Annotated in this window: 11 protein-coding genes; 4 read left to right on the forward strand and 7 right to left on the reverse strand. The window is 38.1% G+C overall.

Annotated elements, in window-relative coordinates; translation table 11 throughout:
• Positions 1 to 6: 6 nt before the first annotated feature.
• Positions 7 to 636 (reverse strand): LysE family transporter, encoded by a 630-nt coding sequence (locus tag J2Z40_RS04570; protein WP_066397495.1) that lies wholly within the window; start codon positions 634 to 636, stop codon positions 7 to 9.
• Between the two features lie 169 nt (positions 637 to 805).
• On the opposite strand from J2Z40_RS04570, the gene J2Z40_RS04575 reads away from it, so the two are divergent.
• A complete protein-coding gene (locus tag J2Z40_RS04575; RefSeq protein ID WP_066399535.1) occupies positions 806 to 1,129 on the forward strand; it encodes a hypothetical protein in 324 nt (107 codons plus the stop codon).
• Positions 1,130 to 1,179: 50 nt separating this feature from the next.
• Here the strand turns inward: J2Z40_RS04575 and J2Z40_RS04580 are convergent, their stop codons facing one another.
• Together J2Z40_RS04580 and J2Z40_RS04585 are read right to left on the reverse strand one after the other, a co-directional pair.
• Positions 1,180 to 2,526: an amino acid permease gene (locus J2Z40_RS04580; RefSeq protein WP_066397494.1), complete on the reverse strand. Its 1,347-nt coding sequence runs from the start codon at positions 2,524 to 2,526 to the stop codon at positions 1,180 to 1,182.
• A gap of 877 nt (positions 2,527 to 3,403) precedes the next feature.
• On the reverse strand, positions 3,404 to 4,192 hold the full coding sequence (locus J2Z40_RS04585) for an ABC transporter ATP-binding protein (protein WP_066397493.1): 789 nt from the start codon (positions 4,190 to 4,192) through the stop codon (positions 3,404 to 3,406).
• Between the two features lie 116 nt (positions 4,193 to 4,308).
• Here J2Z40_RS04585 and J2Z40_RS04590 point away from each other — a divergent pair, with 116 nt between their 5' ends.
• A complete protein-coding gene (locus J2Z40_RS04590) occupies positions 4,309 to 5,328 on the forward strand; it encodes an NAD(P)/FAD-dependent oxidoreductase (protein WP_066397486.1) in 1,020 nt (339 codons plus the stop codon).
• A 50-nt stretch (positions 5,329 to 5,378) separates the two neighbouring features.
• Here the strand turns inward: J2Z40_RS04590 and J2Z40_RS04595 are convergent, their stop codons facing one another.
• Complete coding sequence (locus J2Z40_RS04595; protein ID WP_066397483.1) at positions 5,379 to 6,374, reverse strand: ABC transporter substrate-binding protein; 996 nt, start codon at positions 6,372 to 6,374, stop codon at positions 5,379 to 5,381.
• A gap of 180 nt (positions 6,375 to 6,554) precedes the next feature.
• On the opposite strand from J2Z40_RS04595, the gene J2Z40_RS04600 reads away from it, so the two are divergent.
• Together J2Z40_RS04600 and J2Z40_RS04605 are read left to right on the forward strand one after the other, a co-directional pair.
• Complete coding sequence (locus J2Z40_RS04600; protein ID WP_066399532.1) at positions 6,555 to 7,571, forward strand: FecCD family ABC transporter permease; 1,017 nt, start codon at positions 6,555 to 6,557, stop codon at positions 7,569 to 7,571.
• A complete protein-coding gene (locus tag J2Z40_RS04605) occupies positions 7,571 to 8,596 on the forward strand; it encodes a FecCD family ABC transporter permease (protein ID WP_066397480.1) in 1,026 nt (341 codons plus the stop codon). Before J2Z40_RS04600 ends, J2Z40_RS04605 begins: the two co-directional genes overlap by 1 nt.
• A gap of 74 nt (positions 8,597 to 8,670) precedes the next feature.
• Here J2Z40_RS04605 and J2Z40_RS04610 read toward each other — a convergent pair whose 3' ends face one another.
• The 3 genes from J2Z40_RS04610 to J2Z40_RS04620 all read right to left on the reverse strand — a co-directional run bounded on the left by J2Z40_RS04610 (position 8,671) and on the right by J2Z40_RS04620 (position 12,782).
• A complete protein-coding gene (locus J2Z40_RS04610; RefSeq protein WP_066397477.1) occupies positions 8,671 to 10,791 on the reverse strand; it encodes an MMPL family transporter in 2,121 nt (706 codons plus the stop codon).
• Positions 10,792 to 10,899: 108 nt separating this feature from the next.
• Entirely contained in the window at positions 10,900 to 11,475 is a 576-nt protein-coding gene (locus tag J2Z40_RS04615; RefSeq protein ID WP_066397475.1) for a TetR/AcrR family transcriptional regulator, read from the reverse strand.
• Between the two features lie 128 nt (positions 11,476 to 11,603).
• Complete coding sequence (locus J2Z40_RS04620) at positions 11,604 to 12,782, reverse strand: diguanylate cyclase domain-containing protein (protein ID WP_083953957.1); 1,179 nt, start codon at positions 12,780 to 12,782, stop codon at positions 11,604 to 11,606.
• Positions 12,783 to 12,796: the final 14 nt, after the last annotated feature.

Genomic DNA, 12,796 nt, shown 5'->3' on the forward strand with positions numbered 1-12,796 from the left:
CTTATTCTAAAGAGAGGTTAATTCTTTAAACGCTTGAATTCCAAAGTAAACGCCAAAGCCAATTAAGGAGATTCCCGAAAAAATAGAGATCGAGCGAAGAGATTTTTCATTAAGGAATTTCCTGAACCCACTAGCAATCGCTGCCATTGTAATATCCCAAATAATTAATCCAGTAAAAATGGCCAAGCTGTAGAGAATAATATGTGGGGTATCGAATTTATTCACCGTCTCAGCAAGAATAGATCCATAAATCCCCAGCCAAAAAAGAATGGTTAACGGATTGGAAATGGACATGAAAAATCCAGACAGAAACGACTTTACAGCGGAATCTCCACTGTCTCTTGTACTTAGAGCAACTTTACCAGCATGGATGATGCTTTCAATTCCAGTATAAACAAGGACAAAAAAACCAAAAGACCAAAGAAATGTTTTCATAAAGGGGATTTCAAGGAAGTGGACGATGCCGAGGAAAACCATCAGCATATAGACAGCATCAGCTGTCATTGCTCCTAACCCAACAAGCCAAGAATGGAAAAATCCACTTTTGATTCCTTTATCTAATTGTGCGGCATTTACTGGTCCAATCGGTGCGGCTAATGATAGGCCAAGAAAAACATAACCGAGAAAAATACTCATTCATCCTCCAACCCCTTGACTGTTTTTTTCACATGCTCGTACTATTCTATTCACGGTTATAGGGTTGTACAACTACTTTTATTGGTTGTATTGGAGTTTTAGAATAATCAGTTGATTAATGACAATAATATCAATAAAGTGGGTTATTCTTGAGGAGTGTGGAGTGGCAATGCCTGTTTACGTATATCAAACCTTCGAAATAAAACAAGATAAATTTCTTGAAGGAATTGAAAATTTACAAGCAATAAAAAAGTATCGCAATGAGAATTTTGATCACACGATAGAGATTCTAGCACCGATTACTGGACAAGATCATACATACGCTCTTATTTCTACATATGAAGGCTTAGCGGAAATGGAATTCCAAAATAAAAAAATGTTTAATGATGAAGAATACAAAAAACTAGTTAGCTGCTTCTTTTTAGAAAATATTCTTCAAGGAAGTATGAATACCCAGCTTTATCGGACAATGAGCGAAAAGAAAATGGATTAACGATTGAAAAAGTCGCATTTCTAATGGATGCGACTTTTATCATTCCATTCTTAGGTTGTGTTTGCTTTTGTCTTTTTGTGCATAATCGCCGCAGCAATTCCGATAATCCCCGTTATAATTATGCTTAAAAAAAAGCCTGGACGAATGCTCTTTTCCATCAAGGTTCCACTGATAGCAGCTAGGAGCAGTAAAAGTCCTAGAAAAGCTAATGTTTTCCCCCAGATTTTCATTTTCAATATTCGCAGAGCTGAAATAATAATGAACGACCAATTCAATAAAATAAGGATCCCAGCTGCAGTCGTAATATATTCATAAATTTTGTCTGGTAATAATAAGGCTGTAATAATCGATGCAATTAATCCAAAGATAGCAAGTCCTAATGAAGGAAGCGGCAGATCCTTAAATTTTAGTTTTCTTGCAAATAGCCGAGGGGCATTGCCGTCATTGGCCATCGTTACAAGAAGGGCTGTTACCCCAAATAATGATGCAGTCATCGTGGAAAAACCGGCGATAATGATGGCTGCATTGAATACATGAGGAAAAAAGGCAATATTATATTTATCAAAGGCCGTAACAAAGGGACTTTCCTTCTCATTAAATGCCCCATGTGCTGCCATAAAAACGGCAAGACCAAGCGATAGCACGTAAATAATAACTAGAACGATAAGCATAATCAGTCCTGCCTTCGGGGCATCTTCCTTCTTCTTCAATCTCACTGCCATAAGACCGATGACTTCAATTCCACCGTAAGCGTAGAATGCGTAGATGAATGAGACCCAAAATCCACGAAGTCCCTCTGGAAAAAGGGCATTCATCGAGTTAGGGATCCCTGGATGCTTTACATTGCCATCTAACCATCCAAACAAGGCAGAGGCAGCAATAATAATAAACATAATAATGGCTGCGGTCTTAATGATGGCAAGGATATTTTCAACTTTATCGAACCCTTTATTCCCAGTTAATACAACAATAATGGAGAGAATGGCGTAGCCAGATGCAAAAATCCATAAAGGAACATTGAGAAACCAGAATCTAGACAAGATCGATAGTGCCGTTAATTGACTGCCCATTATTAATATATTTGAACCCCAATAATTCCATCCAGAGCTAAACCCCGCCCATGTGCCGTATGCTTTATCCGCATAATAGCAGAATGATCCTTCTTGCGGATCTTCAGCTGTCATTTTAGCTAATAAATTGTAGACGATGTATGTACCAAGAGCAGCAATAATAAAGGAAAAAACAATCGATGGGCCTGTATTCTTAATCCCAATTGCAGAACCAAGGAAAAAGCCAGTTCCAATCGTACAGCCAACCCCAATTAATGATAATTGCCACCAACTTAAGTTTCCGCTTTCACTATCTTTACTTTTTCCACTAGGAATAAAAAAGTCCATGCCCTACCTCCTCATCGGATTTAGCATACGAAAAGAACGGAACTTTTATGTAACAGATCTACGTTTTAAAAGTTGAATGAAAAGCAGTCATCTAGAAATAGGGCAGTCAAAATTTGAAAAATAAAAATTTTTTGGGATGGGATTTTGGTTTTATCAGCAAGTTGTTAAAAAGCAGCACAGTTTGCAAATAAAAGGAGAAGATCGCAAAAAAAGTAGCTAATTCGCAAATAAAAGATGAAAATTGCAAAAAGGCAGTTAGTTCGCAAAGATAAGTAGAAGATCGCAAAAAAAAGGCAGTTCGCAAATAAAAGGAGGAGATCGCAAAAAAAAGTAGCAAGTTCGCAAATAAAAGATGAAAATTGCAAAAAAAAGCAGTTAGTTCGCAAATAAAAGGAGAAACTCGCAAAAAAAAGGCAGTTCGCAAATAAAAGGAGGAGATCGCAAAAAAAGTAGCTAGTTCACAAATAAAAGAAGAAAATTGCAAAAAAGCAGTTAGTTCGCAAATAAAAGGAGGAGATCGCCAAAAACGGCAGTTCGCAAATAAAAGGAGGAGCTCGCAAAAAAAGTAGCAAGTTTGCAAATAAAAGAAGAAAATTGCAAAAAAGCAGTTAGTTCGCAAATAAAAGTAGAAGATCGCAAAAAAAGAGCGGAGTTCGCAAATAAAAGTAGAAGATCGCAAAAAAAGAGCGGAGTTCGCAAATAAAAGGAGGAGCTCGCAAAAAAGTAGCTAATTCGCAAATAAAAGAAGAAAATCGCAAAAAAAGTAGCAAGTTCGCAAATAAAAGGAGGAGCTCGCAAAAAAAGCAGCTAGTTCGCAAATAAAAGGGACCAGCCAAAAGTTGAAAATACAACTTTATAGGCAGCCCCTATCGGTATTCTATGCTCTAATCAAATCATAAGTTAAGCACATTGGTTTTCCTGTTCGAGGGTCACGGCTAATTTCTGCATCGATATTGAATACTTGCTGGAGAATATCCTTTTGCATGACTTCTTCAATGGTACCTGCTTTAATTAAATTCCCATTTTTTAATGCAACGATATTATGTGAAAAGCGAGCAGCATGATTTAAGTCGTGCAGCACCATAATAATCGTCCGCTGCTGGGAATCATTTAAATCTTTTAGGAGCTCAAGTACTTCTAATTGGTGGGCCATATCGAGATAAGTAGTTGGTTCATCTAAGAAAATAATCTCGGTTTCTTGTGCAAGGGCCATTGCGATCCAAACGCGCTGTCTTTGACCACCAGAAAGTGAATCGACTGCTCGATATTTATAGTCAAGGGTATTGGTTACTTTCAACGCCCAATCAATGACTTCATAGTCGCTAGATGTGAGCTTGCCAAATCCAGATTGGTAAGGGAATCGGCCATATGAAACAAGCTCTCCAACGGTTAAGCCAGAAGCACTGTCTTGAGTCTGTGGCAGTATCGCCATTTTTTGGGCTAGCTTTTTCGTATTTTCCTTTGCGATCGATTGCCCATCTAATAAAATACTCCCTTTCGAATGGGGAATGATACGAGTAATTGCTTTTAATAAGGTCGATTTCCCACATCCATTTGGGCCAATTATTGTTGTTATTTCATTGCTATTAAATTGAATATTCATTTCATTTACAATCATATGGTCTTGATATCCTACATATAGATCCTTCGTTAGTAAACGGTTCATTTCAAAACCTCTTTTCTCCGATTCCGTGTATCCATATTGAGTTATAGCTAATTTTATCATATACTAGTTGATAATGATAATCAATAATAAGCGTATGTAAGGAGTTGTCCTTCACGATGGAAGTTTTTGATGTAACGATTATAGGCGGTGGTCCTGCAGGTTTATATGCAGCTTTCTATAGCGGTCTTAGGGAAATGAAAGTGAAAGTAATCGAAGCCCAGCCTTATTTTGGTGGAAAGATCCAGCTATACCCTGATAAAGTAATCTGGGATGTTGGGGGACAGCCGCCTACTTTAGCTTGTAAGCTTATTGACCAAATTATTCGTCAAGGCTTAACATTTAATCCTTCGATTTGCTTAAATGAAAAAATTACGAGTATCGAAAAACAAGACGACCTATTTATTGCTCGCTCAGAGAATCAAATCCACTACTCCAAAACTATCATATTAGCAATCGGCGGTGGGATTTTCTCCCCGCAGCGGCTGACGGTATTTGAGAATCATCTTGAAAACATTCATTATACAATAAAGTCCCCAAGCCTCTACAAAAATAAGCGGTTAGTCATATCAGGCAAGGGTGCGTCCGCATTTGATTGGGCAAACGCACTTGCCGAAATTGCAGAAAAAGTGACGGTCGTTGTTTCTGATGAGAAAGAAAAGATCACACCAGATGTTCAAAAGCGACTTGCTGAAAATAACGTACAAATCCTCCTTCAAACATCGATTGTCCAAGCAGAAGTGGATGATGAGGAACGGATCATTTCATTAATGTGTGAAAACATAAATACGAATGAACGCAAGCAAATTTTTGTTGATGAGGTATTAATTAATCTAGGATATGATCGGGATTTTACATTATTAAGAAATTGCGATCTTCCTATCCAAACGGTTGAAAATAGCTATATAGATGGTCAGCCAAATGGAACGACTTCTGTACCAGGCTTATTTGCGATTGGTGACATCATTAAGCATAATGCCAAATTGAATATGATTTCGGGGGCATTCATTGATGCGGCCAATACAGTAAATAAAGTGAAGCAATATATTGATCCTAAGGCATCTAAGACGGCAATGGTTTCTACGCATAATAAGATGTTTAAAAATCGTAATGATGAAATTAGAAAAACAATACGGTAAATAGAAAAGAGGCGTCTAAGTTATTTTCAACTTTTCGACGCCTCTTACAATTATTTTACAATGCTATTTAAAACATGATCAATAATTTGGCCATTTGCAATTGTTCCCGTGTATAACCAGCTTTCATCTGGAGAGAACTCATGTACATTCCCAGCTTTAACGGCAGGGATACTCTTCCATAATGCCTCACTTAAAGTAGGAGAACCACTTGCAGCATCACTATTAATGAGGAATAAATGATCTGCATCTAGTTCAACTAGCTTTTCTAATGAGATGGCATTCCAGTTGCTTTCTCCGCTTGCAGAGATTTCCTTCACTACAGCTGGAACTTCTAATCCTAAATCTTGATACATAACAGCTCCACTTGAAAGTGTTTCACTTACAATAAAGAAGTTTCCTCCGACTAACCAAATCGCAGCGGCTGAAGGGGTCCCAGCAGTTTTTTCAATTTCTGCCTTAGCTTCTTTCGCCTTTTCTTCATAATCCGCTAATACCTTTTTCGCTTCGTCTTCTTTGCCAAATACTTCACCTACACGAAGAAGCTCATCACGCCAATCATTATTTACTTCTGTGCCGATCACGTAAGTTGGGGCAATCTTATTATATTGATCATATTTTCCACCTTCAACCATGCTGGCAGAATCCATAATAATTAAATCAGGTGTTAAGTCTTGAACCGCTTCAAATGGCAAATCGTGAGGAATGTTTGGAATTCCTTCTAAATCTTTTTGTAGATATCCTTGAATGCTTGCACCATCGTTTACGCTCCACTGTGCTACAGGCTTGATGCCTAATGCAATAAGGTTATCCTCCAGGTAGGAAGCAATGACACGCTCGGGGTTTGCAGGGATAACGACTTCATTTCCCATTGCATCAGTTAATGTCCGTTCAGTTGCATTCTCTTTTGCCTCATCTTTTGCTTGCTGCTCTGTTTGATCTTCGGCTGGCTTTTCTGTTTCTGAATCTCCACAAGCTGTTAGAGAGAAAGCAAGTAATCCAACACCCATTAACTGCATGATCTTCTTCGTGCTTAGTACATTAATCATTGGAAACCTCCTAGAAATATGTTAAAATATTATGTAGCGCTTTTAAATGATAATGATTATTGATTTCAATTAAAATATAAAACAGGTAAATTGTCAATAATATAATTTAAAAAGATATGTCTATTCTTTGAAGAAAGTAGTCGTTTTATTATGAGTCGAAACACGAATATTCATGCTGACATGGCAAGAAAAGAATTACATAGCAATCATTTGATCGGTTCCATCATCTTATTAGGCGGTTCCATCCTACTATTTCTTTCTATCATCGTCTCTATTCATTTTGGGGCAGCAGATCTCAGCTTTCAAACAGTATGGAAAGCGATATTTTCCTATGATGGTGAAAACTCATCGCATATCATTATTCGCGAATTAAGACTTCCACGAGCAATCGCAGCGGTGATCGTTGGTGCTGGTCTAGCTGTTTCTGGTGCTATTATGCAAGGGATGACAAGAAACCCGCTTGCTTCACCATCCATTATGGGTGTGACATCTGGTTCCTCCTTTCTAATTGCGATTGCTTTTGCTTTTATTCCCGCGGTTTCCTATTCAGGATTAATTGCCTTTTCGTTCATAGGCGCTGGATTAGGTGCTGCTTTAGTTTTTAGTATTACTTCTTTATCTAAAGGGGGAATCACACCAGTCAAGCTTGCATTAGCAGGGTCAGCCATTACCACTTTGCTTAGCTCCTTATCAACAGCGATTGGGATTAAATTCAATGTATCAAAGGATATTAGCTATTGGTATGCTGGGGGAGTGGCTAGTGTACAAACGCAGCAGCTATACTATGTGCTACCATTTGTTATTGCTGGAATCGTTTTGGCCATTTTATTATCTCGTTCGATTTCTATTCTCAGCTTAGGAGATGAAATTGCGAAGGGATTAGGTCAAAATACGAAAGTGATCAAGCTATTAGGGATGATAGCCGTTCTATTATTAACTGGTGCGGCTGTTTCGATTGCAGGGATGGTTGGATTTGTTGGACTTGTTATCCCACATATTACGCGTTTTTTAGTTGGTGTCGATTATCGGTGGATTATTCCATGCTCTGCCATTCTTGGAGGCATTCTTTTAATTTTTGCTGATATAGTTGGACGCATGGTAAATGCGCCATTTGAAACACCGGTTGGTGCAATTACTGCCATTATTGGGGTTCCATTCTTCCTTTACTTAGCACGCAAAGAAGGGAGAGAGCTATAATGCAAAAGAGTTTAGCGAAAAACGAGAATAAATTCAAAACATTATTTATAACGATCTCTCTATTAACAGTTATCGTTTTTGTCATCAGTATTAATGCTGGGTTTATTAAAATTCCTTTCGATGCTGTTTTTTCCACATTGATTGGCCAAGGGACTCCGCAGAACGAATTAACGATTTTTGATTTCCGATTGCCTCGAATTGTTCTTGCCTTATTAGTAGGGATGGGCATATCTGTATCAGGAGCAATTCTTCAAGGGATTTCACAAAACCCATTAGCAGATCCAGGGATATTGGGCATTAATTCCGGCGCTGGACTTGCTGTCGTTATTTACATGTTTTTCTTCCAAGGTACGGCCTTTTTTACAGGGATGCTCTCGATCTTTATTATGCCGCTCACTGCCTTAGTCGGTGCATTTCTAGCTGCTATTTTAATTTATAGCATTTCTTGGAAAAATGGAACGGTCACGCCAGTCCGTCTATTATTAGTCGGGATCGGAGTGAATGCGGCATTTGGAGCGGGTCTAATTATTTTTCAAATGAAAATGGAGCCAGTTAACTTCATGAAGGCCATTGTTTGGCTATCTGGTACAATCTGGGGAACGAATTGGACATTTGTTCTAGCACTGCTGCCATGGCTCATTATTTTTATTCCATATGCCATTTACAAAGCACGATTCCTTGATGTGCTGCGCCTCGGTGATCCAGTTGCGGTAGGTGTCGGGGTGAATATTGAGAAAGAAAGAAGAATCCTGCTTATCGTATCTGTTGCACTAGCAGGTGCATGTGTATCCGTAGGTGGCGGCATTACCTTCTTAGGATTAATTGCACCTCATATTGCTAGACGCTTAATCGGTGCTAGGCATGCCAAAGTTCTTCCATTAACCGCATTGCTAGGGGGCTTCCTATTACTAACAGCAGATACGCTTGGACGAGTGATTATGGCGCCGATGGAATTACCGGTTGGGTTGGTTGTGTCTATACTTGGTGCACCGTACTTTATTTATTTATTAGTAAAGACTGTTTAATACGTTTCTCTGATAAAAATAGAAAAAGCCGATCAAATCTGGAATACCAGTTTGATCGGCTTTTTTGCAATCGTTTATTTGGTTTCAGCGGTTTCATTCTTTCCAGCTTTGTCTTTCTCAAATAAGACAATTAACCCTGGAAGTAAAATTCCTCTGACTAAGAATGTGTCGATCAGGATTCCAACAGCAACAATGAACCCAAAGACAAATAGCATTTGAACAGGCTGTGTCATAAGGACAGCAAATGTAGCTGCAAGAATAATTCCTGCTGAGGAAATCACGCCACCGGTATTGGCTACCGCAATTTCAATAGCTTTCTTAACTGGGTGCTTTCTTCTTTCCTCTTGGAATCTAGAAATTAATATAATATTATAGTCAATTCCTAATGCAATCAAGAAGACGAATGCATATAGTGGCACACGGTTTGCGATTGAATCAATTCCAAAGAATAGATTGGTTAAGAAAATTCCTAGACCAAGAGCTGCAAGGAATGAAACGAGAATCGTCCCCATCATGTATATTGGCATTTTGAATGACTTCGTTAAAACAATTAACAGAATAAAGATTAATATGGTCTCAAGCAGAACGATGAGAATGACGTCCTTATTGTTGACTGAACGATCATCCACTTTCGTAGCTGTTTCTCCTGCGAAATAAAGCGTACCAGTCAATTGACTATCCGTCACAATTTGCTCAGCGTCATTAATAATCGTCTCTAATGCGTCCATTGTTTCTATTGAATACGGGCTTTCTTCAAAAGTCATGCTATAGTTTAGTACTTTATTGTCCTCTTTTGTCCCTGTTAAACGAATATTATTGACAAGTGGTTGATCGGCTAATTTCGTTTTCAATTCCTCTTGTTGTTCAGCGGTTACCTCACTTGGTGATTCGAATATGACCGTTGTTTGTGCGAGGTCCCCTTTTTCAAACTTATCTTCTAAAATATCATAGCCTATACGAGAAGGCATATCATCAGGGAAGGATTTCATTGTATCGAATTCATACTCTAAATTAAACAAATTTGCTGCTGATACGACTAAGATAAGGCTGACAATTCCAACAGCCATTCTAGGTTTCTTTACAACAAAACGAGCAATTTTGCTCCAAATGGAATTTGTTTTCACTGTCGGGTCGCCTACATGTGGCACTTTTGGCCAGAAGGATTTTCTTCCGAACAATGTAAATAGGGCTGGAACAAGTGTAACCGATGCAAGCATAATGATTGCCATCGTTGTTGCAAACGTTGGTGCGAAGTTGCGGTAATCGCCTAAATCGGAAAAGAATAACACGAGCATCGCGGCTAGAACCGTTCCACCTGAGAAGAAGACAGGCATGCCTGTTTCTCTCATTGCCGCTCTCATTGAAATGTATTTATCATCGTGAAGCTTAAGCTCTTCACGGTATCGTGAGAAGACAAATAGGGAATAATCAATGACTGCCGCAAATAATAGAATGGAGGCGATGGATATCGTTTGATTGCTAATATCAACGCCAGATTTCCCTAATAAACCAAGGGTTTGCATAACGATTTGATATACAAACACAGCCGCTAATAGCGGGATTAAAGCCAATAATGGCGAGCGATAAATAACAATTAACAAAACAAGAATTAAGCCTACAGTTGAGAAAATGAGAACAAGATCAGCTCTTGAGAAAAGGTCGAGCGAATCAGATGAAATTCCAGCTGGGCCTGTTACATACAACGTGAAATCAGATGATTCTTTAACAATTTCCTGAATATCCTCTAAAGAATTTCCTATTTCCTTTGACTCTAATGAAGAGTTGAAGGTAAGAGGAATAATAGCGGTTGTCTTATCTTTTGAGAAAAATCCAGCTGCTGCTTGAGGTGGAAGGATAGCTAAAGGAATCACTTGTTCGACCCCTTCTACATTATCACCTTCAATTTTGTCTAGAAGCGCTGCCAGTTCTGTAAGCTCGACTTCCCCTTTGCTTGCTTGAAAGACGAGGATGGCTGGCGTTCCTTCACTCTCTTTAAAATATTCATCCACTTTGTTCTGGGCGATGACGGATTGTGCATCATCAGGAAGTGAAGCGATTCTTGATACTTCATATTCTTTTACATTTGGAGCAAAGACTGATAATAATATGGTGGCCACGAGCCAGATCGAAAGGGTAATCCACATTCCTTTTTTCGTTGTGACACGATCGGTAATGGCTTGTAAAAGTGTTCTCATATTATGTTCCTTTCACGTAATTTATTTTAGTAACGTTAGTGTCACTTTGATGCTAAAAAAATACACTATTGTCACAGTTATTATCAATTAATGTAACACATGTGTCAATTACTTGTTTGTGAACATTCCGTGACTAATTATCTCCTTAATCGATGCAACCCATTCAGTATGTGGGACACCATAATGATTTGGAATCGCAATTGTTTGAAAAATAAATCCTAAAATTAATCCATCTGGAATATTTTCTTTTAGTTTTTTCTCTTGTCGGCCTAATCGGACAAAATCACTTAAATATTGGTACATGCTCATATGAAGCTGTGTAAGCTCTTCTTTATTATTCTTAACCTTTTCATTTGTATTTGCTGAGATTTGATTGGCTATGATTATAAGTTGCTGAACTTCTGGCATGGTGAATATTAGCTCCATCAAAAAGTCAAATTGATCATCAAATCGAACATACTGTTTGACCTCTTGCAATCTGTTAAGTAATTGCTTAAGTTCATGGATCATATAGCTCGTAATGAGTTCATCTTTATTATCATAATACTTATATAATGCCCCTCTAGAAATATGTAGGCGCTCGGCTAAGAGGAGAAAGGTAAATCCTTCATAGCCATGAATGAGTAGAAATTCCTTAGTAGCTGAAAATAACTCATCTTGTGAAAATTTTCGTTCTCGTGCCATTTGCTCACCCCCATCCTTATTATAGTGAAATCCATGAGATTCACAATCCTTTTCAATTAGTGAGTAAGAGGTCAAACTAAAGTTAAAAGAAAAAGGGATCTAGACAATCAAATGAGGTCCGCTAAATTTTACTTTAGAAAAAACTTTAATACTTTATCGATCAAGGATTCCTGTGGTTGATAGTCCTTTAAATCAGTCGTGTAGAATTGAAAATTATTTTTCCCGATGTTTTTGGCATGATACATTGCTTTATCCGCATTCTGAACCAATGAATGAATGTCCTCACCATCATCTGGATAGTTGGCAATCCCTATGCTAGGGGTTACAATGGCTTCCTTTTCAGAAAATGGATAAGGCTGAGAAATATTTGTAATTATTCGGTCGCCGATACTTGTTACATCCTCTTTTCTAGTATCCTCTAAAATAATAATAAACTCATCCCCACCTAATCGAGAGATGAAATCTTCTTCTCGAACGGTCCTATTTAAACGATGGGCAACTTCTTTTAAAAGCGCATCACCGATATCATGGCCTAACGTATCATTTACTTCCTTGAAACCATCTAAATCGATAAACATAATGGTGAACTCATGTTCTTTTCGTTTTGCACGTGCCATTACCTTTTTTAGATGACTCTTTAACAAGGCCCGATTAGGCAACTCAGTTAAGGCATCATAAAAGGCCATTTGTGCTAATTTCTCTTCTTTTTCTTTACGTGCAGTTATGTCTATCAGAAGGCCAACAATTTTTTCGACTTCTCCTGAAGTAGTCTTGATCGTATTTGCCCGTAACTCATATGAGCGAATTTCTTCATTCTCTAAGATGATACGAAAATCTACGATCGTAGGTGAACCGGTAAGCCATTTCTCTTTTTGTTTAATAAACTGCTTTTTGTCCTCTGGATGAATGTATTTATCAAGTAAAGTGCTCAATTTGTGCTCTTTTCCAAAGAATTTGATAAATGTTGATGAATGAATCCATTGCCTGGTTTGGACATCACAGGAAAAGAGAAGGCCGTCCATATGGTCAATAATCGATATTAATTCAGTGCGGCTTGCCTGCAGCATGTGCATGTCCTTTTCTAATTTCTTTATCTGCTCAATATTCTTTATTCGTTCTGCCTCCATGCGTTCAGTTTCCGACTGTAAGTGCTTCATTTGTTTTGATATAAAGAAGGCAGGAAGTAGAAAGCATAGCGGGAATAGAAAATAGACGATTTGTTCTTTTAGTGAACTAAGGTAAATGATTAGTACAGTTAAAGTCATTAGGAACAGGGTGGATAAAAGGATTTTTTTATGTAGAGTCAATTCAACCACATCCA

Origin of the sequence: Cytobacillus eiseniae (assembly GCF_017874625.1) — a bacterium.
GTDB classification, from domain to species: domain Bacteria; phylum Bacillota; class Bacilli; order Bacillales; family Cytobacillaceae; genus Cytobacillus; species Cytobacillus eiseniae.

Coding starts and splice junctions, on each gene's coding strand:
- J2Z40_RS04580 (WP_066397494.1), bottom strand. CDS start 2,526: ATGGACTTTTTTATTCCTAGTGGAAAAAGTAAAGATAGTGAAAGCGGA.
- J2Z40_RS04600 (WP_066399532.1), top strand. CDS start 6,555: ATGGCAAGAAAAGAATTACATAGCAATCATTTGATCGGTTCCATCATC.
- J2Z40_RS04615 (WP_066397475.1), bottom strand. CDS start 11,475: ATGGCACGAGAACGAAAATTTTCACAAGATGAGTTATTTTCAGCTACT.
- J2Z40_RS04610 (WP_066397477.1), bottom strand. CDS start 10,791: ATGAGAACACTTTTACAAGCCATTACCGATCGTGTCACAACGAAAAAA.
- J2Z40_RS04595 (WP_066397483.1), bottom strand. CDS start 6,374: ATGATTAATGTACTAAGCACGAAGAAGATCATGCAGTTAATGGGTGTT.
- J2Z40_RS04575 (WP_066399535.1), top strand. CDS start 806: ATGCCTGTTTACGTATATCAAACCTTCGAAATAAAACAAGATAAATTT.
- J2Z40_RS04585 (WP_066397493.1), bottom strand. CDS start 4,192: ATGAACCGTTTACTAACGAAGGATCTATATGTAGGATATCAAGACCAT.
- J2Z40_RS04570 (WP_066397495.1), bottom strand. CDS start 636: ATGAGTATTTTTCTCGGTTATGTTTTTCTTGGCCTATCATTAGCCGCA.
- J2Z40_RS04605 (WP_066397480.1), top strand. CDS start 7,571: ATGCAAAAGAGTTTAGCGAAAAACGAGAATAAATTCAAAACATTATTT.
- J2Z40_RS04590 (WP_066397486.1), top strand. CDS start 4,309: ATGGAAGTTTTTGATGTAACGATTATAGGCGGTGGTCCTGCAGGTTTA.